This window comes from Cryobacterium sp. TMS1-13-1 (assembly GCF_004403125.1).
Lineage (GTDB): Bacteria > Actinomycetota > Actinomycetes > Actinomycetales > Microbacteriaceae > Cryobacterium > Cryobacterium levicorallinum.
In genome coordinates, this window is sequence record NZ_SOGX01000003.1 from 14,690 (window position 1) to 39,714 (window position 25,025).

At 66.3% G+C, this 25,025-nt stretch carries 27 protein-coding genes and 2 pseudogenes; 16 read left to right on the forward strand and 13 right to left on the reverse strand.

The window, feature by feature from the left end:
* Positions 1–61: 61 nt before the first annotated feature.
* Positions 62–1,477 carry a GH1 family beta-glucosidase gene (locus tag E3T31_RS01615; RefSeq protein ID WP_134467189.1) on the forward strand — a complete coding sequence of 472 codons (1,416 nt, stop codon included), beginning with the start codon at positions 62–64 and terminating at the stop codon, positions 1,475–1,477.
* A gap of 123 nt (positions 1,478–1,600) precedes the next feature.
* Here the strand turns inward: E3T31_RS01615 and E3T31_RS01620 are convergent, their stop codons facing one another.
* Both E3T31_RS01620 and E3T31_RS01625 read right to left on the reverse strand, forming a co-directional pair.
* Positions 1,601–2,524: an LLM class F420-dependent oxidoreductase gene (locus E3T31_RS01620; RefSeq protein WP_134467190.1), complete on the reverse strand. Its 924-nt coding sequence runs from the start codon at positions 2,522–2,524 to the stop codon at positions 1,601–1,603.
* Positions 2,521–3,417 (reverse strand): site-specific DNA-methyltransferase, encoded by an 897-nt coding sequence (locus E3T31_RS01625; protein WP_134467191.1) that lies wholly within the window; start codon positions 3,415–3,417, stop codon positions 2,521–2,523. The genes E3T31_RS01620 and E3T31_RS01625 overlap by 4 nt, the downstream gene beginning before the upstream one ends.
* 49 nt (positions 3,418–3,466) lie before the next feature.
* On the opposite strand from E3T31_RS01625, the gene E3T31_RS01630 reads away from it, so the two are divergent.
* The gene (locus E3T31_RS01630) at positions 3,467–3,805 is read left to right on the forward strand and encodes a GNAT family N-acetyltransferase (protein WP_134467192.1); all 339 of its coding nucleotides are present in this window, start codon (positions 3,467–3,469) and stop codon (positions 3,803–3,805) included.
* A 36-nt stretch (positions 3,806–3,841) separates the two neighbouring features.
* Here the strand turns inward: E3T31_RS01630 and E3T31_RS01635 are convergent, their stop codons facing one another.
* On the reverse strand, positions 3,842–4,894 hold the full coding sequence (locus E3T31_RS01635; RefSeq protein ID WP_134467193.1) for a biotin/lipoate A/B protein ligase family protein: 1,053 nt from the start codon (positions 4,892–4,894) through the stop codon (positions 3,842–3,844).
* Between the two features lie 9 nt (positions 4,895–4,903).
* A complete protein-coding gene (locus tag E3T31_RS01640; RefSeq protein WP_134467194.1) occupies positions 4,904–5,746 on the reverse strand; it encodes an alpha/beta fold hydrolase in 843 nt (280 codons plus the stop codon).
* An 84-nt stretch (positions 5,747–5,830) separates the two neighbouring features.
* On the opposite strand from E3T31_RS01640, the gene E3T31_RS01645 reads away from it, so the two are divergent.
* Complete coding sequence (locus tag E3T31_RS01645; RefSeq protein WP_134467195.1) at positions 5,831–6,322, forward strand: MarR family winged helix-turn-helix transcriptional regulator; 492 nt, start codon at positions 5,831–5,833, stop codon at positions 6,320–6,322.
* 5 nt (positions 6,323–6,327) lie between these two features.
* Complete coding sequence (locus tag E3T31_RS01650) at positions 6,328–7,749, forward strand: MFS transporter (RefSeq protein WP_134467196.1); 1,422 nt, start codon at positions 6,328–6,330, stop codon at positions 7,747–7,749.
* 83 nt (positions 7,750–7,832) lie between these two features.
* Here E3T31_RS01650 and E3T31_RS01655 read toward each other — a convergent pair.
* Positions 7,833–8,841 (reverse strand): annotated as a pseudogene (locus E3T31_RS01655) (peptide MFS transporter).
* Between the two features lie 166 nt (positions 8,842–9,007).
* On the opposite strand from E3T31_RS01655, the gene E3T31_RS01660 reads away from it, so the two are divergent.
* The 6 genes from E3T31_RS01660 to E3T31_RS01685 all read left to right on the forward strand — a co-directional run bounded on the left by E3T31_RS01660 (position 9,008) and on the right by E3T31_RS01685 (position 13,545).
* A complete protein-coding gene (locus E3T31_RS01660; protein WP_134467197.1) occupies positions 9,008–9,934 on the forward strand; it encodes a 2-hydroxyacid dehydrogenase in 927 nt (308 codons plus the stop codon).
* A gap of 40 nt (positions 9,935–9,974) precedes the next feature.
* A complete protein-coding gene (locus tag E3T31_RS01665; protein WP_134467198.1) occupies positions 9,975–10,304 on the forward strand; it encodes a metal-sulfur cluster assembly factor in 330 nt (109 codons plus the stop codon).
* 80 nt (positions 10,305–10,384) lie between these two features.
* Positions 10,385–11,155: an IclR family transcriptional regulator gene (locus E3T31_RS01670; protein ID WP_134467199.1), complete on the forward strand. Its 771-nt coding sequence runs from the start codon at positions 10,385–10,387 to the stop codon at positions 11,153–11,155.
* Between the two features lie 88 nt (positions 11,156–11,243).
* Positions 11,244–12,257, forward strand: coding sequence for a thiamine pyrophosphate-dependent dehydrogenase E1 component subunit alpha (locus tag E3T31_RS01675; protein WP_134467200.1), 1,014 nt, complete (start codon positions 11,244–11,246; stop codon positions 12,255–12,257).
* Complete coding sequence (locus E3T31_RS01680; protein WP_134467201.1) at positions 12,254–13,318, forward strand: alpha-ketoacid dehydrogenase subunit beta; 1,065 nt, start codon at positions 12,254–12,256, stop codon at positions 13,316–13,318. The genes E3T31_RS01675 and E3T31_RS01680 overlap by 4 nt, the downstream gene beginning before the upstream one ends.
* Positions 13,315–13,545, forward strand: a complete 231-nt coding sequence (locus E3T31_RS01685; RefSeq protein WP_134467202.1) for a biotin/lipoyl-containing protein — start codon at positions 13,315–13,317, stop codon at positions 13,543–13,545. Before E3T31_RS01680 ends, E3T31_RS01685 begins: the two co-directional genes overlap by 4 nt.
* Positions 13,546–13,650: 105 nt before the next feature.
* Here the strand turns inward: E3T31_RS01685 and E3T31_RS01690 are convergent.
* Positions 13,651–14,450, reverse strand: a pseudogene (locus E3T31_RS01690) (dienelactone hydrolase family protein).
* A gap of 46 nt (positions 14,451–14,496) precedes the next feature.
* Between E3T31_RS01690 and E3T31_RS01695 the strand changes: the two are divergent.
* On the forward strand, positions 14,497–15,198 hold the full coding sequence (locus E3T31_RS01695) for a FadR/GntR family transcriptional regulator (RefSeq protein ID WP_134467203.1): 702 nt from the start codon (positions 14,497–14,499) through the stop codon (positions 15,196–15,198).
* 12 nt (positions 15,199–15,210) lie between these two features.
* The gene (locus tag E3T31_RS01700) at positions 15,211–16,605 is read left to right on the forward strand and encodes an alpha-hydroxy acid oxidase (RefSeq protein WP_134467204.1); all 1,395 of its coding nucleotides are present in this window, start codon (positions 15,211–15,213) and stop codon (positions 16,603–16,605) included.
* A 37-nt stretch (positions 16,606–16,642) separates the two neighbouring features.
* Here E3T31_RS01700 and E3T31_RS01705 read toward each other — a convergent pair whose 3' ends face one another.
* From E3T31_RS01705 to ddaH, 5 genes are all read right to left on the reverse strand, one after another.
* A complete protein-coding gene (locus E3T31_RS01705) occupies positions 16,643–17,014 on the reverse strand; it encodes a type II toxin-antitoxin system death-on-curing family toxin (protein ID WP_134467205.1) in 372 nt (123 codons plus the stop codon).
* On the reverse strand, positions 17,011–17,217 hold the full coding sequence (locus tag E3T31_RS01710) for a ribbon-helix-helix protein, CopG family (protein WP_174844834.1): 207 nt from the start codon (positions 17,215–17,217) through the stop codon (positions 17,011–17,013). The genes E3T31_RS01705 and E3T31_RS01710 overlap by 4 nt, the downstream gene beginning before the upstream one ends.
* Positions 17,218–17,262: 45 nt before the next feature.
* Positions 17,263–18,225 (reverse strand): acetylxylan esterase, encoded by a 963-nt coding sequence (locus E3T31_RS01715; protein ID WP_134467206.1) that lies wholly within the window; start codon positions 18,223–18,225, stop codon positions 17,263–17,265.
* Positions 18,226–18,345: 120 nt separating this feature from the next.
* Complete coding sequence (gene rocD, locus E3T31_RS01720) at positions 18,346–19,608, reverse strand: ornithine--oxo-acid transaminase (protein ID WP_134467207.1); 1,263 nt, start codon at positions 19,606–19,608, stop codon at positions 18,346–18,348.
* 26 nt (positions 19,609–19,634) lie between these two features.
* Entirely contained in the window at positions 19,635–20,489 is an 855-nt protein-coding gene (gene ddaH, locus E3T31_RS01725) for a dimethylargininase (RefSeq protein ID WP_134467208.1), read from the reverse strand.
* A 226-nt stretch (positions 20,490–20,715) separates the two neighbouring features.
* Here ddaH and E3T31_RS01730 point away from each other — a divergent pair, with 226 nt between their 5' ends.
* The gene (locus E3T31_RS01730; RefSeq protein ID WP_092452413.1) at positions 20,716–21,153 is read left to right on the forward strand and encodes an Lrp/AsnC family transcriptional regulator; all 438 of its coding nucleotides are present in this window, start codon (positions 20,716–20,718) and stop codon (positions 21,151–21,153) included.
* 9 nt (positions 21,154–21,162) lie between these two features.
* On the opposite strand, the gene E3T31_RS01735 is transcribed toward E3T31_RS01730, so the two are convergent.
* Complete coding sequence (locus E3T31_RS01735) at positions 21,163–21,933, reverse strand: ABC transporter permease (RefSeq protein WP_134442756.1); 771 nt, start codon at positions 21,931–21,933, stop codon at positions 21,163–21,165.
* Positions 21,934–22,102: 169 nt separating this feature from the next.
* Between E3T31_RS01735 and E3T31_RS01740 the strand changes: the two genes are divergently transcribed.
* The 3 genes from E3T31_RS01740 to E3T31_RS01750 all read left to right on the forward strand — a co-directional run bounded on the left by E3T31_RS01740 (position 22,103) and on the right by E3T31_RS01750 (position 23,970).
* Positions 22,103–22,477, forward strand: a complete 375-nt coding sequence (locus E3T31_RS01740) for a GntR family transcriptional regulator (protein ID WP_134467209.1) — start codon at positions 22,103–22,105, stop codon at positions 22,475–22,477.
* 141 nt (positions 22,478–22,618) lie between these two features.
* Positions 22,619–23,611: a hypothetical protein gene (locus tag E3T31_RS01745; protein ID WP_134467210.1), complete on the forward strand. Its 993-nt coding sequence runs from the start codon at positions 22,619–22,621 to the stop codon at positions 23,609–23,611.
* Complete coding sequence (locus E3T31_RS01750) at positions 23,608–23,970, forward strand: GntR family transcriptional regulator (protein ID WP_370304183.1); 363 nt, start codon at positions 23,608–23,610, stop codon at positions 23,968–23,970. Before E3T31_RS01745 ends, E3T31_RS01750 begins: the two co-directional genes overlap by 4 nt.
* Before the next feature lie 63 nt (positions 23,971–24,033).
* Here the strand turns inward: E3T31_RS01750 and E3T31_RS01755 are convergent, their stop codons facing one another.
* On the reverse strand, positions 24,034–25,023 hold the full coding sequence (locus E3T31_RS01755) for an NAD(P)-dependent oxidoreductase (RefSeq protein ID WP_134467211.1): 990 nt from the start codon (positions 25,021–25,023) through the stop codon (positions 24,034–24,036).
* Positions 25,024–25,025: the final 2 nt, after the last annotated feature.

Genomic DNA, 25,025 nt, shown 5'->3' on the forward strand with positions numbered 1-25,025 from the left:
AGTTACGCGAGCCATCGTCAAAGCACTGGTCCAATGTCTCGCCGAGGGGTACCGTTTCGTCATGTCGCAGATCACACCCACACCGTTCACCTGGCCGCACGGATTTCTCTGGGGGTCGGCGACGGCCGCCGCGCAGATCGAGGGCGCCGGCCACGCCGGTGGCAAGGAAGATTCGATCTGGGATGCGTTCGCGCGGGTGAAGGGCGCCATCGCGGGCGACGACGACCTCGAGACAGCGGCCGATCACTACCACCGGATGCCCGCCGATGTGCGGCTCATGTCCTCGCTCGGCCTCGACGCCTACCGGTTCTCGACCAGCTGGGCCCGCGTGCGCCCGGGCGATCGAGCAATGAACCCCGAGGGGCTGGATTTCTACTCCCGCCTGGTCGACGAGCTGCTCGGCGCCGGCATTCTGCCCTGGCTAACCCTGTACCACTGGGACCTGCCGCAGGACCTCGAGGAGGAGGGCGGCTGGGCGAACCGCGACACCGCCTACCGGTTCGTCGACTACGCAAGGGATGTCTACTCCGCGCTGGGCGACCGGGTCACCCACTGGACCACCTTCAACGAGCCGTTCTGCTCCTCACTGCTCGGCTACGGATCGGGCGCCCACGCGCCGGGCCGGCAAGATGGCCGGGCTGCGGTCGCTGCGGTGCATCACCAGCACCTCGCGCACGGGCTCGCGGTGAACGCGCTGCGCTCGGCCGGGGCGCAGAACCTCGGGATCACCCTGAACCTCACAAATGCCGTACCGCGCGATGCGGCCGACCCGATCGACATTGAAGCGACCCGTCGACTCGACTCGCTCGCCAACCGCATCTTCCTCGACCCACTGCTGCGCGGCACCTACCCCGACGACACCCTGCACGACCTCGAGCCGTTCGGACTCGCCGAGGTTATCCACTCCGATGACCTTTCCATCATCAGCTCCCCGCTGGATTTTCTGGGGGTCAACCACTATCACGACGACCTCGTGAGCGGCCATGCGGATGCCTCGGCGACCGATGGTCACGCCGGTGGCGCCGACCGGCCCGTCGGTTCGCCGTGGATCGGATCGGAGTACATCACCTTCCCCAGCCGCGGACTGCCCCGCACCGCAATGGACTGGGAGGTCAACCCCGACGGCCTGCGCCTGCTGCTGGTGCGGCTCGGCCAGGAGTACGACCGGCTGCCGCCGCTCTACGTCACCGAGAACGGCGCCGCCTACGACGACACGGTGAGCGCCGACGGCGCCGTGCACGACGTGGAACGCACGGAGTACATCGTGGCGCACATCAACAAGGTGGGCGAGGCTATCGCGGCCGGCGCCGACGTGCGCGGGTACTTCGTCTGGTCGCTGCTCGACAACTTTGAGTGGTCGTACGGCTACGAGAAACGGTTCGGCATCGTGCGGGTCGACTACAAGACGCTCGAACGCACGGTGAAGGACAGCGGGCGCATGTACGCGGCGCACATTCGGGCGGCATACGGGGGCTGAGCCGGGCGCCGCCCGGGCCTCGCGGCACGTGTTTGGGAGGTTGGCACTGGTTTGAACACGTGCGAGCTCCCCAAACGCGTGCCACCGGCGGATACCGGCGCCGCGGCATCCGCTCGGCGCGCCTCAGCGCAGCTGCGGAACCACCTCGGCGGCCCAAAACTCCAGGTGGTCGAGGTCGGTCAGGTCCATGATCTGCAGGTAGACGCACTCGACGCCGGAGTCGGCGAGGGTGCCCAGCCGGTCGACGATCTCCGAGGCCGTGCCGGCCAGGCCGTGCTCGCGCAGCTCGGCCGCCTCGCGACCGACCGCGGCAGCCCGACGGGCGAATTCGGCCTCGTCTCGGCCACCGACGGCGATCAGCGCGGCCGAATAGGTGAGCTCGGCCGGGTCGCGGTCGATGGCCTCACAGGCCGCCCGCACGCCGTCGAACTTGCTCGCAATGTCGGCGAAGTCGGGAAACGGCAGGTTGAACTCGGTCGCGAAGCGAGCCGCGAGTTTCGGGGTGCGCTTGGCACCGCCGCCACCCACGATCACCGGCACTCGCGCCTGTGTGGGCTTCGGCAGCGCCGGCGAATCGACGAGGGTGTAGTGCTCGCCGGCGAAGTCGTAGCGGGCCCCGACCGGGGTGTTCCACAGCCCGGTGATGATCTCGAGCTGTTCCTCGAGCAGGCCGAACCGCTTGTCCGGAAACGGGATGCCGTAGGCGAGGTGCTCCTGCTCGAACCAGCCGGTGCCGAGGCCGAGCTCGACGCGCCCACCCGACATCTGGTCGACCTGCGCGACCTGGATGGCCAGAATTCCCGGCGGCCGGTAGGTGACCGAGGAGACCAGGGTACCCAAACGAATGCGTTTTGTCTCGCGCGCCAACCCGGCGAGGGTGGTCCAGGCATCCGTCGGGCCGGGCAGGCCATCACCGTCACCCATGACCTGGTAATGGTCGCTGCGAAAGAATGCGTCGAAGCCGAGCCGCTCGGTGGCCTGCGCGACGGCCAGTACGTCGTCGTAGCTGGCACCCTGCTGGGGCTCGGTGAAAATGCGAAATTTCATGGGTTCTCCTGAGTTAGTTCTAGAAATTCGACACCTGGCACCAGCTCGAACCGGGCACGCATCACGACGAGCGCTTCGGTGTTCTGGTCGATCAGCACGAAGCGACGGCCGAGGGCGGCCGCGACGGCGCCGGTGGTGCCGCTGCCAGCGAAGAAGTCGAGCACCCAGTCGCCCTCGCGACTGGACGCCTGGATGATGCGCCGCAGAATTCCGACCGGTTTCTGGGTGGGGTAGCCGGTTTTCTCCTTACCGGTGGGTGAGACGATGGTGTGCCACCAGACATCCGTCGGCAGTTTGCCCTTGGCGACTTTTTCGGGCGTGACCAGACCAGGAGCCATATACGGCTCCCGGTCTACGGTCGTGGAGTCGAAGTAGTAGCTGGCCGGATTCTTCACGTAGACCAGAATCGTGTCGTGTTTGGTCGGCCACTTGTTCTTCGATTTGGCACCGTAGTCGTAAGCCCAGATGAGCTCGTTGAGAAAGCATTCCCGGCCGAACAGGGCGTCGAGCAGCACCTTGGCGTAGTGCGCTTCGCGGTAATCGAGGTGCAGGTAGAGCGTGCCGTCGTCGGCCAGCAGCCGCCAGGCCTCGATCAGGCGCGGCTCCAGAAAAGCCCAATAGTCTTCAAACTGGTCATCGTAGCCGAGCAGGTCGCCCTTGATGCGCTCGTAGCGCTGGCCCTTGAATCCGGTGATCGTTCCGGTCGCGTGGGACCCATCGGTGGCGACCGAACGCACCGACGTGGTGGTCTGGCGTTTCTGTGACCGGCCGGTGTTGAACGGCGGGTCGAGATAGATCAGGGTGAAGGCACCGTCCGGCAGGCTCGGCAACACCTTGAGGTTGTTGGCGTGGATGACACGGCTCGGACTGGTCGGTGTCCACGAGAAAGGCATTTGTCTATTCTTTCAGCCTCCGTGCCGTCTATCGGCTTAGTCTGTCGGGATGACTGCTGAATCGGCTACCATCCACTCGCAGGATCTGGCTGAAGCCGGCACTCTGCAGGTGCGCCACAACCCCGAGCAGAACCGGTACACGGTCTGGCTCGGCGACGACTGCGTCGGCCTGGCCGACTACGTCACCACGCAATCGGCGGTGCATTTCACGCACACCGAGGTCCACCCGACCCGGCGCGCCCACGGTTTGGCGAACATCCTGGTCGAGCAGGCGCTCGACGACGTGCGCGTGCGCACCGACCTGGCCGTGGTGGCCGACTGCTCGTATGTGGCGCATTGGATCGACACGCACGCGGAGTACCAGGACCTGCTGACCCGCGGCCAGTAGCCGATTCTGGGTGAGCGGATGCCGGCATCCGCTTATCTAGGGAACCCGGGTCAGCCATTCCTCGGTGCTGAACTTGTTCGCGACGAGCTCGGTGGCCTTGGCGTATTCCTCGGCGGTGACGTCGCCCTCGGAGGCACCGTAGAGGCCGGTGAAGGTCTCCTTCATGCGTTCGATGATCTCGGCGCGGCTCAGGCCGGTTTGGCTGCGCAACGGATCGACGCGCTTGGCGGCACTCGTAATGCCCTTGTCGCTGAGTTTTTCGCGGCCAATGCGCAGCACCTGCACCATTTTTTCGCCGTCCATGTCGTAGCTCATGGTGACGTGGTGCAGTACGGCGCCACTTCCGAGACGTTTCTGGGCGGCCCCGCCGATCTTGCCGGTCGGGCTCGTGATGTCGTTGAGCGGCTGATAGTGCGCGTCGATGCCGAGCGATTTGAGCGCGGTGATGACCCACTCGTCCAGAAAGGCGTAGGAGTCGGCGAAGCTCATGCCCTGCACGAGGTCGGTCGGCGCGTAGATCGAATAGGTGATGACCGAGCCGGCCTCCATGAACATGGCGCCGCCGCCGCTGATGCGCCGAACCACGGTGAAGCCGTACCTCGCGGCGTTCTCGGGGTCGACCTCGTTTTTGAGCGACTGAAAACTGCCGATGACGACGGCCGGTTCGTTCCACTCCCAGATGCGCAGGGTGGGTTGGCGTCGTCCCTCGCCGACCTCGGTGGCGAGCACCTCGTCGAGGGCCATCTGCAGCACGGGCGCGACCGGCGTCTGCGAGTGGATGATCTGCCAGTCGTAGTCGCGCCAGGTGCTCGCCTGCGCGAGCGACCGACGGATGGCGACCGCGACGGCCTCCGGCGAGAAGCCGAGCAGAATCGCGCCGGCCGGCAGCGCGCCGCGCACGGCGTCCGCGATCGCAGCGGCCGTACTGCCGGCGGGCAGGCCGGTCACCGCCGCGTTGATGTCCTCGAGGGCATCGTCGGGTTCGAGAAAGAAGTCCCCGGCCAGACGAAAATTGGCAATGACATCGTCGACGACATCGAGATCAACGACGACCAGTTTGCCGCCCGGAACCTTATATTCACCATGCATGGTTTCAGCCTACGGCGTGAATCGTTCGTCAAGCCAGGCGACTAGGTCGCCGATGACCTCGTCGCGGTTGGTCTCGTTGAAGACCTCGTGGCGCGCACCCGGGTACACGATCAGGCGCACATCGCGCAGCCCCGACCGCTTGACATAAGAGGTCACCAGTTTGAGGGCGCTGCGTTCGCCACCGACGGTGTCGTCACCGCCGACCAGCACGAGCATGGGCAAGTCGCTGGGCAGATTTTTCGCTGGCCGGCCGAACAGGCGGGCAGCCTCACGCAGGCCGAACAGCTTGGCGAGCGGCGTCGCCGTGGTCAGCGGGTCGGCCACGAACGCCTGAGCTACGGCCGGGTCCCGGCTGAGCCACTCGACTCCGGTCGTGCCGAGTGTTTTGTGCTTGCGGTTAAGGTCGCCGCCGTCGAGATAGCCCGGCCAGCGGTAGGCGCTGCCGGAGAGCACGATCGCGTCGTACTCGGCGGCGTGCTCGTTCACGATCATTTGCACCATGAATGATCCCCAGCTGTGTCCGAGCAGCACGAGGGGAAGCGTTGGGTTCTTTGAGCGGATGATTCCACTCAGCTGCTGCACGCCGGCCACGGCCGCGCGCAGCCCGCCGGCGCCCAGCCGACCAAGTTTCGTGTGGTCACCGCCATGCTGGGCAAGCCCGGTCTGGCCGTGGCCCAGGTGATCGTCGGCGTAGACGCTGTAGCCGGCTCGGTTAAGGTCCTCGGCGAGCGCCGCATAGCGCTGGGCGTGTTCGCCGACGCCGTGGGCGAGCTGGATCACGGCTTTGGGGGCGTCGATCGGCCAGACGTAGTAGGTGACGACTAGGCCAGAGGCATCCGTATATGTGGGCACGAGGATAGTCTGCCCTGTTCCGGGCCTGCTGCCAATATCCTTAGCATAGCTAATTTGCTATGCTAAGGATATATGGAATCACGAATGCACCCCCAGACCGCGGCCCTTGGCGTCATCAAGGCGCAGCCGCCCCTGAACAGCAAGCCCGCCGCTGCGAACAACACGGCCGAGCTCAGCCACGAATTTCGTCTGGCCAACGGCCGCCTCGCCCGCCGCCTGCGCCAGGAGAAGGCCGAGAACGAACTCGGCAGCGGCCAGTTCTCAGCCCTCGGCGTGCTTTACGTGCACGGCCCGCTAACGCTCACCGAACTCAGCGAGTTCGAGCGAGTCACCCCGCCGTCAATGACCCGCACGGTCAAATGCCTCGTCGATGCCGGCCTCGTCGCCCGCACCGATTCCACCCTCGACGGCCGCAAGATTGTGCTGCGCACAACGGATGCCGCCGCCGCGATGATGACCGAGACCCGCAAGCGTCGAGATGCCTGGCTGGTGCAACGCGTCGCCCAGCTCAGTCCCGCCCAGCGCAGCACCCTCGCCGACGCGACCACCATCATGAAGGAGCTCGCCGACAGTTGAGTGCCATGTTTCGCTCGCTGAGCGTCGTCAATTACCGCATCTGGTTCGCCGGGGCTTTGGTGTCGAACATCGGCACCTGGATGCAGCGCACCGCCCAGGACTGGATCGTTCTCACCCAGCTCACCAACTACGACGCGACAGCGGTCGGTATCACCATGGCGCTGCAGCTCGGCCCCCAGCTCGTGCTCATGCCGTGGTCCGGCCTTATCGCCGACCGGTTCAACCGGCGCAAGCTGCTCATTCTCACCCAGACCCTGATGGGCCTGCTGGCGCTCGGCCTCGGCATTCTGACCGTGCTCGAGGTGGCCCAGCTCTGGCACGTGTACCTGTTCGCCGTCGGCCTCGGCGTCGTCGCCGCGATCGACGCGCCGGCCCGTCAGACCTTCGTCTCCGAGCTCGTCGCCGAAGACCAGCTGTCGAACGCGGTCGCGCTGAACTCGGCGTCGTTCCACGGCGCACGCCTCATCGGTCCGGCCGCCGCCGGCCTGCTCACGGTCGCCGTCGGCGCCGGGTGGGTCTTCATGATCAACGCGGTCACCTTCGCCGCGACCGTCTTCGCCATGACCCTGCTGCGCACCCACCAGCTGCGCCGCCAACCGAAGGCAAGCCGGGAGCGCGGCCAACTCCTCGCCGGCTTCCGCTACGTGCGGGGTCGCTCCGACATCGTCGTCGTCATGATCGCAGTGTTCCTGATCGGCACCTTCGGGCTCAACTTCGCCATCTTCACCTCGACCATGGCGACGATCGAGTTCGGCCAGGGGGCCGCGGAGTTCGGCCTGCTCAGCTCGATCATGGCCATCGGCGCGGTCATCGGCGCTCTGCTCGCCGCCCGGCGCAGCCGCGCCAGGCTCCGCCTGATCGTGCTCGGCGCCGCCCTGTTCGGCCTGGCCTGCGCCCTGTCGGCGCTCATGCCGACGTATGCCACTTTCGCCATATCTCTCACTCTCGTCGGCTTGTCCTCACTCACCCTGATGACCACCGCGAACGCCTACGTGCAAACCACGACCCGGCCCGAGATGCGCGGCCGCGTCATGGCGCTCTATATGGCCATCTTCGTCGGCGGCACTCCCCTCGGCGCCCCGCTGGTCGGCTGGGTGGCGGATTTCTTCGGCCCCCGCTGGGCGCTCGGCCTCGCCGCGGTCTCCGGCCTGTTGGCGGCGGCCGTGGTGCTGTTTTGGATGGTGCGGTATCGCCGGCTTCGGGTGCAGGTGCATCCGTTCTCGGCGCCCCGGGTGCGCGTTCTGCACGCCGGCGACGGGCGGGAGGCGCAGGCGGCCCAGCCGCGTGGCCGCGGCCGGTCCGCCGTGCTGGAGCGGGAGGATTCTTCTGAAGACGGGTCCGACCCGGACAGAGAGCGCGCCGCCGAACGCAACCGTGAGACCGCCACGCGGGAGATCGCGATCGTCGAGGCGACGGTTCCGCGATAACTTCGGGCGGTTGCCACTGAGTAGACAACTTCGATGGGTTACGACCCCGCAGCACCCGACAAAGTTGTCCACTGAAGGACGGCCTAGCGAACCCCGCCCATCAGGCGCAGCACCGGGCGGGAGATCAGAACGAGCATGAGCCCGAGCACCATCGCGATGCTGCCGAGCACGCTGAAGTAGACCCGCTCTGGCGCAGTGGCCTGCCAGGTGGCGAACACACCCGACACGGCGGAGCCGAGCGCGACCGAGAGAAAGAACAGAGCCACCATCTGTGTCTTGAAGACCTCCGGCGCGAGCTTGGTGGCGACCGAGAGTCCGACCGGTGAGAGCAGCAGCTCCGCAATCGTAAAGACCAGCAGAATTCCGATCATCGCCAGGAGTGGCGCCGAGCGTCGCGATCGCAATGACGATGTACCGGGACCATCGCGAACGCGGCAGAAGATCGGGAACCCGCCGGGCGGCATCCGGCAGGCGCTTGCGGCCGAGAGAATACTGGGTGAGCCCGATCGCCAGGCCCACGGCCGCGAGACCGAATCCGTAGTGGAAACCGACCTTCGTCTGCAGCAGGCCGGTGAGGATCGGTCCGGCGAACGCACCCAGGTTGATGCCGAGGTAGATCAGCGAGAAACCCGCGTCTCGCCGGGGGCCGTCCGGCACGTAGAGCGTGCCGACTACGGTTGTTGCGTTCGCCTTCAGTCCACGGCTGCCGACAGTCACCAGGATGAGGCCAGCGGCGAGCCCACCGATTCCGGGCACGACGGCCAGGGCGATGTGGCCGAGCATAATGACGATGGCGCTGTAGAACAGCACCCGCTCCGAGCCGAGGAGACGGTCGGCGATCCAGGCGCTGAGGATCGTTGAGAGGTAGATGCCACCGCCGTATGCACCGACGATTCCGGCCGCAGGGGTCTGCGGGATTCCCAGGCCGCCGTCGGCCGCCGAGAAGTATAAATACAACAACAGCATGCCCGGCATGCCGTAAAAGGAAAACCGCTCCCACATCTCGACGCCGAAGATGTTGGCGAGCGAACGCGGCTGTCCAAAGAAGGATCGGTCATCGCGGGCAGCGGCGTGGTCGACGACTTTGCTCATGCGCCAATATTGTCAATCGCCCCGGGAGAGAACATCGACCGGCTCCTGCCGAAGCAGGAGGCACACCGTCGGAACCCCCGACACGGGCGTGGGATGGTCCAGGCGACCTCGCCGCTCTACACGCCACCCTCGGCTCCGAGCACCGGTGTCCGTCTAGGCTTGACCGATGAGCTCCGAAACCCTGCGCGTCAGCCTGCCCGAGCCCGACCTGCGCGCCGCCCTTGGCGAGCTGCCCGATGGCGTCGAGGTCATCGAGTGGGCGATGGAAGGCCCGGCACCTATTCCCGAGATCGACCTTGTCGTGACACCGTACATGGGCGCCGCCAACCGGGTCGCCCACCTCGCGGGCGTGCGCACCCGGCTCGTGCAGAGCCAGTCCATCGGCTACGACGGCGTCGACCGGGTCCTGCCCGCCGGGCACGTGTTCGCCAACGCCGCCTCCGTGCACGAGACCTCGACCGCCGAGCTCACCCTCGCTCTGATTCTGGCCTCCCAGCGCGGCATCGACGACTTCGTACGCGCCGCCGAGCGGGGCGAGTGGGCGCCAGCGCAGCACGCGAGCCTCGCCGACCGCACCGTGCTGCTGCTCGGTTACGGCGGCGTCGGCCACGCCATCGAAACCCGGCTGCTCGCCTTCGAAACCACGGTCATTCGCGTCGCCCGCACCGCCCGCACCGACGAACGCGGCACGATCTACGGCTTCGAGTCCCTGCCCGAACTGCTTTCGAGGGCCGATATCGTCGTGGTCGGCGTGCCCCTGAGCGCCGCGACCACCCACCTGGTCGACGACGCCTTCCTACGCCAGATGCGCGACGGAACCCTGCTGGTGAACATCGCCCGCGGCCCGGTCGCCGACACGGAGGCGCTGCTCGCTCACGCCACCAGCGGCCGAATCCGGCTCGCGCTCGACGTGACCGATCCGGAACCGCTGCCGGCGGGGCATCCACTTTTCGCGCTGCCCAACGTGATCATCTCCCCCCACGTGGGCGGCGCCTCGAGCGCGATGCTGCCACGCATGGCCCTGCTCGTTCGCCAGCAAATAGAACGGATGCTGCGCGGCGAGACCCCGGTCAACGTCGTGTTGACGAGTTAGTCGGGCACTGCGCGCCCCGCCGTGACCGTAGGCTGGGACCATGGTCTCAGCACTCACTCCGGCACGCCAGGATGACATCGAAGAAGCACTCAAAAACGTGATGGACATCGAGATCGGCATCAATGTCTTCGACCTCGGCCTGATCTACGGCCTGGCCTGGGACGACGACACCGACACGCTCGTCATCCAAATGACCCTCACCTCGGCCGGCTGCCCCGAGCAGGAGGTACTGACGGAGCAAACCGAGCAGGCCCTCGTCGGCGTGGTCGAACGCCATCGGATCAACTGGGTCTGGATGCCGCCGTGGACGCCCGACAAGATCACCGACGACGGTCGCGACATGATCAGCGCCCTCGGTCTGCGGATGTAATTAGGGCATGAACGCCACGAAGCCCGAATGGGGTGCGACTTCGACTGTGCAATCAAATATCCTGTTCGTGGGAGTCACCGATGACGCAGGAGCACAGTCCAACCCTCATCTCGTCGATTCAGCGCGCCTTGAAGGTGGTCGATATCGTCGCGAACGCCACCCGACCGGTGCCCGTTAAGGCGATCGCGCGCCTGACCGAGTTGAGCCTCGGCACCGCGTACAACATCGCCCGCACCCTCGTCCATGAGGGATACCTCGCGATCGAGCCCGACGGCCTCGTGCTCGGCGCGAAATTTCCCGGCCTGCTCCCGATCGACGACGCGGGCGTTTTCGTCGCCCGCGCCCGTCAAACTTTGCACAGCGTGACCGCGGAGCTTGGCGCGACCGCGTACTTGTCGCAGTTTGATGACGGCGAGGTGCAGATCATCGATATCGTGGACGCGGTAGCGTCACCGCGCGTGGATCTCTGGGTCGGAATCGTGGATAGCGCACACGCAACCGCCCTCGGAAAGCAAATTCTGGCCGAGCTCAGCCCCGAGCAACGTGTCGATTATCTCTCCAGACACCCACCGGACGGGCTGACCCCGCACACCATCAGCGATCGGCGTGCGCTGCTGCGCCAGCTCGAGTACACCAGAGGAGCCTCCGTCGACCGTCAGGAATACGCAATCGGCTACACCTGTGTGGCTGTCGGGGTGCGCGCGCCCGGCGTGATCGCCTCCCTGGCGATCTCCCTGCCCGGCGATCGAGACGACAGTGACTTGCAGGAGGCGATACGTCAGCTGCAAGCATCCGCTGGTCGACTGTCCCTGCAATTGGGCGCGGCCAAGTACGGGCAGTTCACCATGTGAAATGTTCCCCCTGCCGTCGCGAAATGCCACGGCATAGTCTCCGATTACGGAGTACGACATTGTCGTCGTGCGCCGCTAAGGAGAAGCAATGCCGCTATCCACTACACCAGAGCTCACCGACGACCGTCGACGCAGCCTCTTGAACACAATGGTCTTGATCAGGACGTATGAGGAGGCGATTCGGCGAGAATACTATGCCGACAAGAAACCGGCCTTCGATATTGGGGCCGGACTGGTCCCAGGCGAGATGCACCTCTCGGCCGGTCAGGAGCCGGTCGCCGCTGGTATCTGCGCCCATTTGACAGCGGATGACGCCCTCACCGCCACCCACCGGCCACACCATGTGGCCATCGCGAAGGGGGTAGCGTTGCGCCCCATGACTGCCGAGATCTTCGGCCGAGAGGATGGCCTCGGTCACGGGCGTGGCGGGCACATGCACCTCTTCGACCCGAGTACGCATTTTTCCTGTTCCGGGATCATCGCCGAGGGGCTGCCACCGGCACTCGGTCAGGCTTTCACCTTCAAACGACAGGGCAACAACCGAGTAGCCGTAGCTGTCACTGGGGAAGGATCCGCCAATCAGGGCGCGTTTCACGAATCACTCAACCTGGCCGCGCTCTGGAAATTGCCGGTGATCTTTGTGGTCGAGGACAACGATTGGGGAATCTCGGTCCCCCGCTCCCAATCAACATCCGTCGTTTCGAACGCCGTTCGCGCGGCCGCTTATGGAATGCCGGGCCTGCGCGTTGAAGACAACTCGGTTGAGTCCGTGTACGCGGCCGTGGGCGAAGCGGTTGACCGCGCCCGTTCCGGCGGTGGCCCGACCCTGATCGAGGTGCACACTCTTCGGCTCTGGGGCCACTTCGAGGGCGATGCCGAGGGCTACCGAGCCGACCTGCTGAGCGTTCCCGACCGCGACCCGATTCCCCGGTACCGGGATGAGTTGCTGCAGGCCGGGAGTGTCAGTGCCGAGCAATATCAGGCGATGCAGGACAGTGCAACCGAGCAGGTTGAAGACGCCATCCAATTCGCCAAGGCTTCGCCAGTGCCGCAGGCGAGCGAACATCTCAAGTACGTCTTCTCCGAAGGAGTGAACTCATGACTCTGGTGCCCCCGAGTACCAACCAGTCGAAGGCATTGGCTGTGGAACCAGAACCGGGTCGACGCAAGCTCTCCACGGCTAAGGCAATCCAGGAGGCAATCAGCCAGCGGATGGCCCGCGATGAGTCCGTTTTCGTGATGGGGGAAGATGTTGGCCCCTACGGCGGCATCTTCTCCTCCACCACGGGACTGCTCGACCAATTCGGTCCAGAGCGCGTAATCGACACACCCATCTCCGAGACCGCATTCATCGGGCTCGGCATCGGCGCGGCCGTCGAGGGAATGCGTCCCGTGGTCGAGCTCATGTTCGCCGATTTCTTCGGCGTCTGTATGGACCAGATTTACAACCACATGGCCAAAATTCACTTCGAGTCTGGCGGAAACGTCAAAGTGCCCATGGTTCTCATGACCGCAACCGGGGGTGGGTACTCCGATGGCGCGCAGCACTCGCAATGTCTCTGGGGCACGTTTGCGCACCTGCCGGGAATGAAGGTGGTGGTGCCGTCCAATCCTTACGACGCAAAAGGTCTGATGGCAGCTGCTATTGAGAGTGACGATCCGGTGGTTTTCATGTTCCACAAGGGAATCATGGGACTCGGCTGGATGGCCAAGAACAAGCGTTCAATCGGCGCAGTTCCGGAAGCGGAATACGTTGTGCCGATCGGAAAAGCGCGGGTCGCGCGTGAGGGCTCCGACGCCACGATCGTGACGCTGTCACTTTCAGTGCAGCACAGCCTCGATGTCGCTGAGAAACTCGAAGCGGAGGGCATCAGCGTCGAGGTGATCGACTTGCGCAGCCTGGTTCCGCTCGACCGCGACGCGATCCTGCGCTCCGTCACGAAAACCGGTCGTCTGATCGTCGTGGACGAGGACTACCAGTCCTTCGGATTGTCCGGCGAGATCATTGCGGTCGTCGCCGAGCACGATCCAACTCTGCTCAAATCGGCCTCGCGAGTCTGCGTTCCCGACGTGCCGATTCCCTACGCCCGCGAGCTGGAATATGCGGTGCTCCCGACTCCCGCTCGCATCGAAGCTGCCGTGCGTGAGGCCGTTGCGCGGTGACCGATGTCTGTTTTCCCAAGATGTCCGATACCCCCGGGGCGACGGGCATTCTGGTGACCTGGTTCGTGGACTCCGGTGACGACGTCAGTCCGGCGACGCTCATCGCCGAGGTCGCCATGGACAAGGTCGATGCAGAGGTGTACCCCGAGACGTCCGGCAAAATATCGGTGCTCGTTGAGGAAGGAACAGAGGTCTCGCAAGGAACCGTGATTGCGCGGGTCACTTGACCCAGCAGATCTGTAGAGATCGTGCAGCGGCTGACACCATAGAGAGCGGATGCCTGCCCGCGCGGGCAGGCATCCGCTTCTCGGCTCGTTCCAGGTAACGCCGACTCAGTTCTGCTCGGCTAGATACTCCCCGAAGAAGGCCTCGATCCGGGTCCAGGCGTCGGCGGCGGCCACCGGGTCTGGGCCGGCGCCGAGAATGCGCTGGAGAACGGGGCGGAGCACGCGCGGTCCGGTCTCGGCGTCGTTGAGATAGGCGTGCCCGGCACCCGGGTATTCCTTGACGTCGTGCTCGATCTGCAACCGGTCCAGCGCGGAATCAAGCGTGGCCGCCGCGCCGATCAGGGAAGGATCACCCCCGCCGTAGCTGCCGACGATCGGGCAGGCTCCGAGCAGGTAGTCGTCGAGGTCTTTCGGAAGTCGACCGTAGTTGACCGAGGAGACGTCGAAACCGCGCGTGGCCGTGGCGAGCGCGAAGCCGCCCCCCTGCAGAAACCGAACACGCCGATGCGGCCGCTGCAGTCGCTGCGCTCACTGAGAAAAGTTCGGGCCGATTCGATGTCGACGAAGGCTCGGCCAGCCCCCGCGGACAACGCGCGAAAGGTCGCGACGAGGCATTTGCGGGTGCCGCCCTCGGTGAAGAGGTCGGGCATGAGCGCCAGGTAACCAGCCGCGGCCAACCGCGCCGCCTGGCGACGCATGACATCCGTCAGCCCGAACGCCTCGTGCACGAGCACGACCCCGGGCCACGGCCACGGGCCATTGCCGGCCGGGATCGCGAGGATGGCTTTGAGGCCGGCGCTGCCGCCCGGCAGGTCGGGAAGTTTCAGGTCGATGAGCTGGGGCGCAGCGGTCATGGTCTCTCCCGGGTTGGCTGAAACCATATCCCCAATCTGCGGCACAATCATGTAGCCTGTGGTCAGACCACATGGTCACTGCACCCGAGAGGACCCGATGACCGCCCCACGCGCCTGGCAGGTCGTGCTCGATGCTGTTGAACGCGACCTGCTCGACGGTCGGCTCAGCCCGGGAGACCACCTGCCGCCCGAGCGCACCCTTGCCGCCGACCTGGGCGTCGGCCGATCCAGTGTGCGCGAGGCCCTGCGCGTGCTCGAAGTGCTCGGTCTGATCCGCACCGCGGTCGGTTCCGGTCCCTCGGCGGGCGCCATTATCGTCGCCCGCCCCGGCGGCGGCATGTCCGCGCTCATGCGCCTGCAGGTCGCGGCCCAGGGCTTTGCGGTGGCCGACGTGGTCAAAACCCGACTCGTGCTTGAGGGCTCGATCGTCACCGACCTCGCGGCCGCAGGCTCCCCCGACCTAGCCGCCTCCGCGCAGATCCTCACCGCGATGGAAAACCAGACCCTCACCGAAGCCGAATTTCTCGCCCTCGACGCGGCGTTCCACCTCTCCCTCGCCGAAGCGAGCGGCAACCAGGTCGTCACGGCGACGATGGCCGGCCTCCGCAGCGCGATCGAGGGGTACGCGCGGGCCGGCGCGGCGGGCCTCGCGAACTGGCCGGCAACATCCGCTCGCCTAATGCTGGAGCATCGCGGCATTCTGGCCGCCATTCTGGCCGGTGAAGCGGATGCCGCCCGCCTCGCGATGCACACCCACATCTCCGGCTACTACGCCGAAACCCACCTGCGCGATCACTAGAGAAGGACGACCATGGTTCAACGACGCATCCCCAAAATCAAAGACCTCGCCCCGCTGATGAAATTCAAGAGCCCGGAGCTCAACGCAAAGAAGCGCCGGCTGGCCGCCGCGCTCACGATCGCGGACTTGCGCGCCATCGCCAAGAAGCGAACGCCCAAGGCGGCCTTCGACTACACCGAGGGCGCGGCCGAGGCCGAAATCTCGCTCGGCCGGGCCCGCCAGGCCTTCGAGGACATCGAGTTTCACCCCTCGATTCTGCGCGACGTGTCGAACGTGACGACCGGCTGGGATGTGCTCGGTGCCCCGGTGGCACAGCCGTTCGGTATCGCGCCCACCGGATTCACCCGCATGATGCAGACCGAGGGCGAGACCGCCGGGGCGCACGCGGCGGCCAGGGCCGGTATCCCCTTCGCGCTGTCGACCATGGGTACGACCTCGATCGAAGACGTGAAGGCCGCCAACCCGAACGGCCGCAACTGGTTTCAGCTGTACATGTGGAAGGACCGCGACCGGTCGATGGCCCTCGTGGACCGGGCCGCGAAGGCCGGTTTCGACACGCTGCTGGTGACCGTGGACGTGCCCGTGGCCGGCGCCCGGCTGCGCGACAAGCGCAATGGCTTCTCGATTCCGCCGGCGCTCACCCTCGGCACCGTCGTCAACGCGCTGCCCCGGCCGGAGTGGTGGATCAACTTTCTGACCACCGAGCCGCTCGCCTTTGCGAGCCTCGATCGCTGGAGCGGCACGGTCGCCGACCTGCTCGACACGATGTTCGACCCCACGGTCGACTTTGAGGACCTCGCCTGGATCAAGGCGCAGTGGCCCGGCAAGGTCGTCGTCAAGGGCGTGCAGAACCTCGAGGATGCCAAGCGCCTCGTGGATCTCGGTGTCGACGGCATCACGCTGTCGAATCATGGCGGTCGCCAGCTCGACCGGGCGCCGATTCCGTTCCACCTGCTGCCGCAGGTCGCGCGTGAGGTCGGTGCGCACACCGAGGTGCACCTCGACACGGGCATCATGTCCGGAGCCGACGTGGTCGCCTCCATCGCCCTCGGCGCGCGCTTCACCATGATCGGCCGCGCCTATCTGTACGGCCTGATGGCCGGCGGTGAGGCCGGGGTCGACCGCACGATTCAGATTCTGTCGGAGCAGGTCAGCCGCACGATGCGGCTGCTCGGGGTGAACTCGCTTGAGGAGCTGAACCCCGGGCACGTGACGCAGCTGTCCCGGCTGATGCCGGTCGCCGCTCCCATGGTCGCCGCGGCCGAGGCTGTTCCCGCGCGGAAGGCTCCGGTACGCAAGGCTCCGGTAGGCACAGCCGCCGCGCCGAAACAGAGCGTCGGTGCATCCGCTGCCGTGACGGGCACGCCGGTGAAGCGGGCGCCGAAGAAGGCGGCTTCGGCAGAGTAGCCCCCGCGGCACAGCCCGGTCCGGGTTGCGCCGCGGCTTATGGCCGTTTGACCCGATGCGCCGCGATGCGGCGTTCAGATTCGTCGAGGTCGATAATTCCCTCCGCGACGCCGATTACGAAATCGAAACCCTCGTCGGCGGTGAAATCGTGAGAGTATCCGTTGATCCACAGAAAGAGCACCATGAGGGTCCAGCCGGTTCGCTTGTTTCCATCGACGAGCGGATGATTGCGCACGAGCGATTCGAGCAAGGCTGCGGCTTTGCGATCAAAGGTCGCGTAGGCATCCGCTCCGAACATGGACGCCGACGGCCGGGCGAGTGCAGACGCGAGCAGGCCGGCGTCCCGCACGTAGAATCCGTACCGCTCGGTCACCTGAAGCGCGTCTGCGACCTCCAGGTACCTGGTCATGCGTCTTCGAGCCGCTGCAAGAGCTCAGCGTCGTGGGTCAGCACGAACTGCAAGCCCGACTCTATTTCATTTCGGCGCGAATACCGGTCGACAACCAGGGTTGCGCCCTGCAGAAGCAGCGCGTGCTTTGAGACGTGTTGTGCCGTCGCGAGCTCCTCAAGCTGACGATCGAGTTCCTCCGGGATGCGCACATTGATAGCCATACCAAAATGGTACTACACCCGGTTTTGGGCGGCAAGAGCCGAACCTCAGTCCAGGCGCTCGCGGAACGCCCGCAGTGCGAGGGCGTCGTCTTCCCAGGCGCCGCCCTCATGCCCGTTGTATGGCCAGACCGTGATCTGCTTCGGGCCGGCATAGTTGTTGTAGGCCGCGAAGACGGTCGATGGCGGGCAAATCGGATCCATCAGTGCCGCCGTCATGGACACCGGCGCGTTCGCCCGCTTGGCGAAGTTGACGCCGTCGAAGTAGGACAGCACGTCGTGCACACGAGCCGCCTTGAGCCGGTGGGTCGCGAGATACTGGCCCAGCTCGCGGTACGGCTGCGCGTCAGTGATAACGGATGCCCGCGGAAAGTCGCACAGAAACGGCACCCGAGCGACCACGGCGGCCAGATCAGGAACGAGGCCGGCCACGGCGAGCGCGATACCGCCGCCCTGGCTGGTGCCCATCACGCCGACGCGGGCTTCGTCGACGAGCGCCAGGCTGCGAGCCGCCGCGACGGCGCGCACGGCGTCGGTGAAGAGGCGGCGGTAATAGTAGGTCTCGCGGGAGTCAATGCCGCGAGTCATGAACCCTGGGACCTGTGGGCCGCTCCCGGCGTCATCGGCAGTGTCGCCGGTGCTGCCGCCGTAGCCCTGCCCGCGCAGGTCCATCTCGAAGTGCGCGAAACCGGCGGATGCCCACAGCAGGTTCTCGAAAGCCTGCCCGCGTCCCCGGCCATAGCCATGAAACTGCACAATGGTCGGCAGCGGACCGCTGGCGCCGGCGGGAACGCGCAACCATGCCTTGATTGGCTGCCCGCTGAAGCCGGCGAAGGCCAGGTCAAACACGTCCAGTGTGCTGAGCCCGGCGTCGACCGGCGTCACGATGACGTTAAGCGGATGGCTCTCGGCCTCGGCGAGGGTGTCGGCCCAGAACGCGTCGAAGTCGCACGGGTCGGCCTGGCCGCTGCGATAGGCGCGGAGTTCGACTTCGGGCAGGTCGGTGTACATGCCCTTCAGCCTATTGTGCCGCCCGGGCATCCGCTTTCGGCCGTGCCGCACGAGGGTTCATGGGGCCAAACAAGGCATCTCGTGGGTCGCGGCCGGGGGTACCGCGAGCCGACCGGGCGCCTACTTCGCGGCGGTGAGGTCGGCCAGCACCAGGCGCAACTGCTCGACAGCCCAGTCCACGTCGTCAGCCGAGACGACGATCGGCGGGGCGAGCCGAATGGTCGAGCCGTGGGTGTCTTTGGCGAGCACTCCGCGGGCCAGCAGGGCCTCGCAGACGACGCGGCCCGGGGCCAGCGCGGGGTCGATGTCGATGCCGGCCCAGAGCCCGACGCCACGCACCTCGACCACGCCGTGGCCGACCAACGCGGCGAGCCCGGCGTGCAGGCGCGCGCCGAGTTCGGTCGCTCGCTTCTGATATTCGCCCGTGGCCAGCATTTTCACGACGGCCAGGCCCACGGCGGCGGCGAGCGGGTTACCACCGAAGGTGGAGCCATGCTCGCCGGGGTGCAGCACTCCGAGTACGTCGGTGTTGCCGACGACCGCCGAGACCGGCACGATTCCGCCGCCGAGAGCCTTGCCGAGCAGGTAGAGGTCGGGCACGACGCCAACCAGGTCGCAGGCGAAGGTCGAGCCGGTGCGGCCGAGCCCCGACTGGATTTCATCGGCGATGAACAGCACGTTCAGACGCGTCGTAATCTCGCGCACGGCCGGCAGATAGGACGCCGGCGGCACGACGATGCCGGCCTCGCCCTGGATCGGTTCGAGCAGCACAGCGACCGTGTTCTCATCGATAGCAGCCTCGAGCGCCGCGGCGTCGCCGTAGGGCACGGTGCGAAAACCGGGTGTGAACGGTCCGAAACCGGCGCGGGCCGATTCGTCGTCGGAGAAGCTGATGATGGTGGTGGTGCGGCCGTGAAAGTTGCCGGCGGCGACGATGATGTTGGCCAGGTCGGGCGCGACGCCCTTGACCCGGTAACCCCAGGCGCGGGCGACCTTGATGCCGGATTCCACGGCCTCAGCGCCGGTGTTCATCGGCAACACCATGTCTTTTCCGGCGAGTTCGGCGAGCGCGGTCACGAACGGGCCGAGCTGGTCGTTGTAGAAGGCGCGGCTGGTAAGGGTGATGCGGCCGAGCTGCGCGCGGGCGGCGTCAAGCAGAACCGGGTTGGAGTGCCCGAAGTTCACGGCGGAATACGCGGCCAGACAGTCCAAATAGCGGTGACCCGCGACATCCGTTACCCAGGCACCGTCACCGGTCGCGACGACGACCTCGAGCGGGTGGTAATTGTGCGCGGCGTGCGCGCTTTCCTGGGCGATCAGTGCGGTGGCTTCAGGCGAAACGGATGCTGCGGGCACGGTCTCGGCGGTCAGGTTCGTGGTCATATCGTGCTCCTTCAGGTTGGGCGCGGTCATCGGCGCAGCTCGAGCGTGCAGCACTTGACGCCGCCGCCGCCGAGCAGCAGCTCGGACAGGTCGACGCCGATCGGGTTGTAGCCGCGGGCGCGCAGCTGGCGTTCGAAGTCCTTGGCGCGGGCAGCGATGACGACGTTGTAGCCGTCGGAGTAGGAGTTGAGTCCGAGGATGGAGGCATCCTCTTCGGTGACGATGATGGCGTCGGGATAACGTTCCTGCAGAATCGCGAGGCTCGGAGCATCGAACGCGCTCGGCAGGTACGCGATATTGCTGTCATCAAGCACGGCGACGGCGGTGTCGAGGTGGTAAAAGCTCGGGTTGATCAGGCGCAGGGTGATGACCGGGCGGCCGGCGATAATCGAGAGCTCTGCATGGCTGTTCGAGTCGCTGCGAAAGCCGGTGCCGGCCAGAATAACGTCGCCGACCAGCAAAAAGTCGCCCTCGCCCTCGTTGGTTTCGATCGGCACGTGTACGTCGAAGCCGTTGGCGCCGAACCAGTCCATGTAGGCGGGACCTTCGGGCTGGCGCTGCACGTGGGTGAACTTGGCGCCGTAGGCCTGGTTGTCGATGACGAATCCGCCGTTGGCCGCGTAGACCATGTCGGGCAGGCCGTCGATCGGCTCGATCAGCTGCACGTCGTAGCCGAGGCCGACGTAGGTGTCGTACAGGGTCTGCCACTGCTCGACGGCGAGCGAGGTGTCGGTGGGCAGGGCCGGGTCCATCCAGGGGTTGATGCGGTAGACCACCGTGAAGAACTGCGGCTTGCACATGAGAATGGTGCGCTGGGTGGCGGTGCGCACCGGAACGGCCGATTCTTCGGAGAGGACGGGGGTGGCTGAGTCGATCGACATGAGGCTCCTTCGTCGTTTCGCGGACCTGAAAACCCACGAAACGTAGGGTGAATGGCGGACCAGGTCGCTCACGAGAGCCCGGCGCGATCGTCTTATGATCGTTCCGGGACGCCAGTCTTAGTCTCACACAGCACGATTCAACGTTTCACGCTGATCTGCGCAATAAATCTTCGAGAATGACCGTCGGGACGCACGTTTGCGCACAGCGATCGCCTAGACTCGGCCCATGGACAACCTAGACCACAGCATTCTCGACCTGCTGCGCCAGAATGCGCGTGCCGGCTACGGCGATATCGGATCCGTCGTGGGGCTGTCGGCATCCGCTGTGAAACGGCGCGTTGATCGGCTGGTGGCCGACAAAGTGATTCGCAGCTTCACCATTCAGGTCGACCCGGCCGTCGACGGCATGAGCACGGAAGCCTACGTCGAGCTGTTCTGCCGCGGCACGGTGGCGCCCGACGAACTGCTGCGCATTCTCTCCGGCGTGCCGGAGGTGGTCGATGCCGGAACAATCACCGGCAGCGCCGATGCCATGGTGCACATTCGCGCCCGGGACATTCCCGGCCTCGAGGCGGCCCTCGAAAAGGTGCGCCTCGCGCCCAACGTCGACCACACCCGCAGCGCGATCGTCTTGTCCCGCCTGATTCACCGTTCGGTCGAGTAATTTCGAAGGCTAGACCGTGGGGACGGGCTTTTGGCGCACCGGGCCGACCAGGTGCAGCAGCGTCACCGCGGCGATCGACCCGGCGCAGAGGATGCCGGCGAGCACGACGATCTGAAACCGGCCGGCCTCAAGCGGCGATGCTCCGCCAAAGAGCGCGCCGACGAACGCCCCGGGCAACGTCACGAGGCCGGTGGTTTTGGTCTGATCCGTGGACGGGATGATGGCGAAATAGACCGCTTGCCGGGCGAGTTCCCGGGTGGACTGGCCCGGTGTGGCGCCGAGCGCGAGCCAGCCCTCGACCTCGTCCCAGTGGTCGCCGACCGCTTCGGTGAAGCGCCGACCGCTCAGCGTCGCGATCGACATGGCATTGCCGATGATAATGCCGCCGATGGCGAGCACGTAGCGCGGCGAAAATTCAATCGCCCCGGTCGTGAACACGATCGTCAGCGTGACGACAACACCGAGCCCCATCGCCGCAGCAACCCGCACCAGGTGGCGCCGGTTGAAGCCGATCCTCCGGGTCACCGTGCCAACGGCCGCCGCGAACATAACGAGCAGTCCAACACCGACCCAGAGCGGATCGTTGATGATTCCGCTGAGGATCAGGCTGATCGCGGCCAGCTGCAGGGTACCGCGCAGCAGGGCCAACGCCGGCGCGAACGGATGCTGCGTGCGATAGCCGCGCAGCACCGTCACGACCACGGCCAGAAGCAGCAGGACACCGACCAGGGTGGGCAGCAGCCCGGCCAGCTGGGCGGGCAGATCGGCCGGGAAAGTCATGGGTTCGAGCCTACCGAGCCGCCGCGGCCTCACGAACGGTGCTTCGTGGGCGTTGCGGCAGGCAGGCACCCGCGCTCTCGGACATTCTGGAGGAACGTACCAACGGTATGCTGTTGCAGCATCCGTTGTAGCGGGGCAAAATTGTCCATAACGTTGAACGGAGGGTCCCGTGCCCGCTTCCTTTGTTGCCATTGATTCCCAGTCGAGTACGCCGCCGTTCGAACAGTTGCGCAGCCAGGTGATTGCGGCCGTGCGCTCCGGCGAGCTCGCCCACGACACTCGCCTGCCGACCGTGCGCGCCCTCGCCGCTGAACTCAGCCTCGCCACGAACACGGTCGCCCGCGCCTATCGTGAGCTGGAGCGTGACGCCGTCATTGAAACCCGCGGCCGATTCGGGTCATTCATCGCTCCCAATGGCGATGCGGCGGCGCGGCAGGCCCAGGCGGCCGCCGCGTCGTTCGCCGCTCGCATTCAGCAGCTCGGGGTGAGCCGGGAGGAGGCGCTCGCTCTCGTCACCGAAGCTCTGGAGCGTCCCAGCGCCTGAACCGCTGGTGCTGTGCTCTTTCTGGGTGCATTGAGTTTCCGCGGTTCGGCACGGCCAGGACAGCTTTTCCTGCCGAGCACCTATTGCCACAGCGGTTTGTATTGCTACTCTGGTACAAAACGAACACAAAAAGAGGGTTTTGTGAATCCGGTCTTAGTGATTCTGGCAGCGCTGGTGATGGCGGGTCTCGGCATCCGTTTGGCCTATATCTCGACTGCCGAACCGCGCAGACGGATGCTGCACGCCTACTCTCGGCAGGTCGGGCTCGCGTTGGTTCCCGGGATCGTTCCCGAGCTGTCGCGCCGACTCTATCGCCGGGAACGTGCCCAGGTCGTCGGATCGATGATCGGACTCGCCGTCGGAGCGGCGGCGCTTGTCTCGATGGGCGGGAGCGAGAGCCCGTGGAATGGACTTCTGGTCGGGGTCACGATGACGGTTGCGTCGACAAGCGCCCTGATCCTCAACGATTCGCGTGCGGCCTTCGCCCCGGTTCCCGAGGCGCCGCGACTCGCGCGCAGCCTGTCGCCCCGGCTGGCCGACTATGTCACGCCGCTCGACCGCACGTTTTCGCTGGGATTTCTGGCGCTGGCCACCCTCGGCTACATTGCCGTGCTCGGGGTCATCGCGATCAACCCGGAGCGGGTGTTCGATGACGTTTCGGTGCGAACTATTCTCTGGCCGGCCGGACTGCTCCTGGCCCTCGCGGCCGCAGCGAGCCTGCTCACCTGGGCGGCAGTCGGGGCGCTGCTCGATCGCGGCCAGCCGGCCAGCACATCCATCGAACTGGCCTGGAGCGATGCCTTTCGCAGCACCACCCTGCGCAGCCTGGTCGGGATCCCGGGCATCATTGCGGCCGGCAGTACCTGCGTGTTGTTCCTGTCACTCAGCGACTCGATCTATCGGCCGGAGCCCGGCTCGGTCGGGGAGATTCTGGTCAAATCGTTCACGATTATGGGACCGGTGCTGGTCTTTGCCCTGATCGGTTGGAGTGTGACGAGCCTGCGCACTCGCAGCACCACGCACTACCTGCGTCGGCTGTGGCCCGAGACAGCCGTGGAACTCGACCGGCGCCGGCGCGGACCAGCCGCCGACAACTGGCCCGACGAAGACAGCCGAGAGAAGACCTCGGCATGATGCTGCTGGTCGATCCGCGCTCCGCCACACCGCCCTACGAACAGTTGCGGGTGCAGGTACTCGCCGCCGTTCGTGCGGGTTCGCTGGCCCCCGGCGACAAGCTGCCGACCGTGCGCAAACTCGCGGACGATCTGGGGCTCGCCGCCAACACCGTGGCCCGCGCCTACCGCGAGCTCGAGCGCGACGAAGTAATCGAGACGCGCGGCCGCAACGGTTCCTTCATCGCCGCAAGTGGGGACGCCGCCCAGCAGCAGGTGCAGGCCGCCGCCGCCGCGTTCGCCGCCCGGGCGCGCAAGCTCGGCGTGGCCCCCGAGGAGGCGCTGACGTTCGCGCGCGCGGCCCTCGGGTTTCGCGCGTAGCGCCTGCCGCCCACACCAAAGCGGTCTGGGCCCGGGCACAGTGGTGGGCGGAGCGGGTCGCAGCTAGGGGCGAGCGCGATAGTGCGCGGCGAGACGCTCGAAGCCCTCGTCGAGGGAGACCGCGGGGGTCCAGTGAAGGTCGGCGCGGGTGCGGCGCTGGTCGAACCAGTGCGCGGTCGAGAGCTGTTCGGCCAGAAACCGGGTCATTGGCGGCTCGTCGACACCCGGGCGACGCCGCCAGATGGCCTCGATGAGCGAGCCGACACCGCGGGCAGCGGATGCCGGCACCCGCCAGGTCGGCGCCGGCACGTTGGCCGCGCCGCAGATTCCGGCGAGGATGTCCGCAACCGGGCGCGGTTCCCCGTTGGTGATCACGTAGCTCTGGCCATGCACGGTGACAGCTGCGTCGAGTGCGGCATGAATGGCCGAAGCCGCGTTATCGACGTAGGTCGTGTCGATCAGTGCAGCGCCGTGGCCGAGCAGCGGCAGCCGACCGGAGCGCGCCCGGTCGACGATGCGCTCGATCAGCTGGGTATCGCCGGGACCCCAGACCAGGTGCGGGCGCACGGCGACCACGCTGAATCCGGGAGCATCGGCGGCCAGCGCGAGCAGTTCGGCGTGAGCCTTGGTGCGGGCGTAGTCGCCGCGAGCGTGTTCCGGCGCGGCCGGCAGCGCGTCCGAACCCATGATTGAACTGCCGGCATGAGCGACCGACGGTGAGGACACGTAGACGAACCGGGAGACGCCGGCCTGCTCCGCAGCCTGCAGCACCGTGCGGGTGCCGCCGACATTCACCGCCTCGAACTCGTCCGGGTCGCCGGCGAGGGAGACCTTCGCGGCGAGGTGCACGACCGCGTCCATGCCGCTGACGGCATAGGCGAGACCGGCGTACGGGGTGTCGGCCGGCGTCGTGATGGAGCCGTGCACGTCCTCGACGCCGGCCAGGCCGGATGGCCGCCGCTGAAAGGTGCGCACCTCGTGCCCAGCCGCACTGATGCGCTCAGCGACGGCGCGACCGAGAAATCCGCTGGCTCCGGTGACCAGCACTCTCATGG

What these genes read in the sequence shown, in the direction of transcription:
- E3T31_RS01615 (WP_134467189.1), top strand. Translation starts at nt 62, where the DNA reads ATGTCGCAGATCACACCCACACCGTTCACCTGGCCGCACGGATTTCTC.
- E3T31_RS01620 (WP_134467190.1), bottom strand. Translation starts at nt 2,524, where the DNA reads ATGAAATTTCGCATTTTCACCGAGCCCCAGCAGGGTGCCAGCTACGAC.
- E3T31_RS01625 (WP_134467191.1), bottom strand. Translation starts at nt 3,417, where the DNA reads ATGCCTTTCTCGTGGACACCGACCAGTCCGAGCCGTGTCATCCACGCC.
- E3T31_RS01630 (WP_134467192.1), top strand. Translation starts at nt 3,467, where the DNA reads ATGACTGCTGAATCGGCTACCATCCACTCGCAGGATCTGGCTGAAGCC.
- E3T31_RS01635 (WP_134467193.1), bottom strand. Translation starts at nt 4,894, where the DNA reads ATGCATGGTGAATATAAGGTTCCGGGCGGCAAACTGGTCGTCGTTGAT.
- E3T31_RS01645 (WP_134467195.1), top strand. Translation starts at nt 5,831, where the DNA reads ATGCACCCCCAGACCGCGGCCCTTGGCGTCATCAAGGCGCAGCCGCCC.
- E3T31_RS01650 (WP_134467196.1), top strand. Translation starts at nt 6,328, where the DNA reads ATGTTTCGCTCGCTGAGCGTCGTCAATTACCGCATCTGGTTCGCCGGG.
- E3T31_RS01660 (WP_134467197.1), top strand. Translation starts at nt 9,008, where the DNA reads ATGAGCTCCGAAACCCTGCGCGTCAGCCTGCCCGAGCCCGACCTGCGC.
- E3T31_RS01665 (WP_134467198.1), top strand. Translation starts at nt 9,975, where the DNA reads ATGGTCTCAGCACTCACTCCGGCACGCCAGGATGACATCGAAGAAGCA.
- E3T31_RS01670 (WP_134467199.1), top strand. Translation starts at nt 10,385, where the DNA reads ATGACGCAGGAGCACAGTCCAACCCTCATCTCGTCGATTCAGCGCGCC.
- E3T31_RS01675 (WP_134467200.1), top strand. Translation starts at nt 11,244, where the DNA reads ATGCCGCTATCCACTACACCAGAGCTCACCGACGACCGTCGACGCAGC.
- E3T31_RS01680 (WP_134467201.1), top strand. Translation starts at nt 12,254, where the DNA reads ATGACTCTGGTGCCCCCGAGTACCAACCAGTCGAAGGCATTGGCTGTG.
- E3T31_RS01695 (WP_134467203.1), top strand. Translation starts at nt 14,497, where the DNA reads ATGACCGCCCCACGCGCCTGGCAGGTCGTGCTCGATGCTGTTGAACGC.
- E3T31_RS01700 (WP_134467204.1), top strand. Translation starts at nt 15,211, where the DNA reads ATGGTTCAACGACGCATCCCCAAAATCAAAGACCTCGCCCCGCTGATG.
- E3T31_RS01705 (WP_134467205.1), bottom strand. Translation starts at nt 17,014, where the DNA reads ATGACCAGGTACCTGGAGGTCGCAGACGCGCTTCAGGTGACCGAGCGG.
- E3T31_RS01710 (WP_174844834.1), bottom strand. Translation starts at nt 17,217, where the DNA reads ATGGCTATCAATGTGCGCATCCCGGAGGAACTCGATCGTCAGCTTGAG.
- E3T31_RS01715 (WP_134467206.1), bottom strand. Translation starts at nt 18,225, where the DNA reads ATGTACACCGACCTGCCCGAAGTCGAACTCCGCGCCTATCGCAGCGGC.
- rocD (WP_134467207.1), bottom strand. Translation starts at nt 19,608, where the DNA reads ATGACCACGAACCTGACCGCCGAGACCGTGCCCGCAGCATCCGTTTCG.
- ddaH (WP_134467208.1), bottom strand. Translation starts at nt 20,489, where the DNA reads ATGTCGATCGACTCAGCCACCCCCGTCCTCTCCGAAGAATCGGCCGTT.
- E3T31_RS01730 (WP_092452413.1), top strand. Translation starts at nt 20,716, where the DNA reads ATGGACAACCTAGACCACAGCATTCTCGACCTGCTGCGCCAGAATGCG.
- E3T31_RS01735 (WP_134442756.1), bottom strand. Translation starts at nt 21,933, where the DNA reads ATGACTTTCCCGGCCGATCTGCCCGCCCAGCTGGCCGGGCTGCTGCCC.
- E3T31_RS01750 (WP_370304183.1), top strand. Translation starts at nt 23,608, where the DNA reads ATGATGCTGCTGGTCGATCCGCGCTCCGCCACACCGCCCTACGAACAG.
- E3T31_RS01755 (WP_134467211.1), bottom strand. Translation starts at nt 25,023, where the DNA reads ATGAGAGTGCTGGTCACCGGAGCCAGCGGATTTCTCGGTCGCGCCGTC.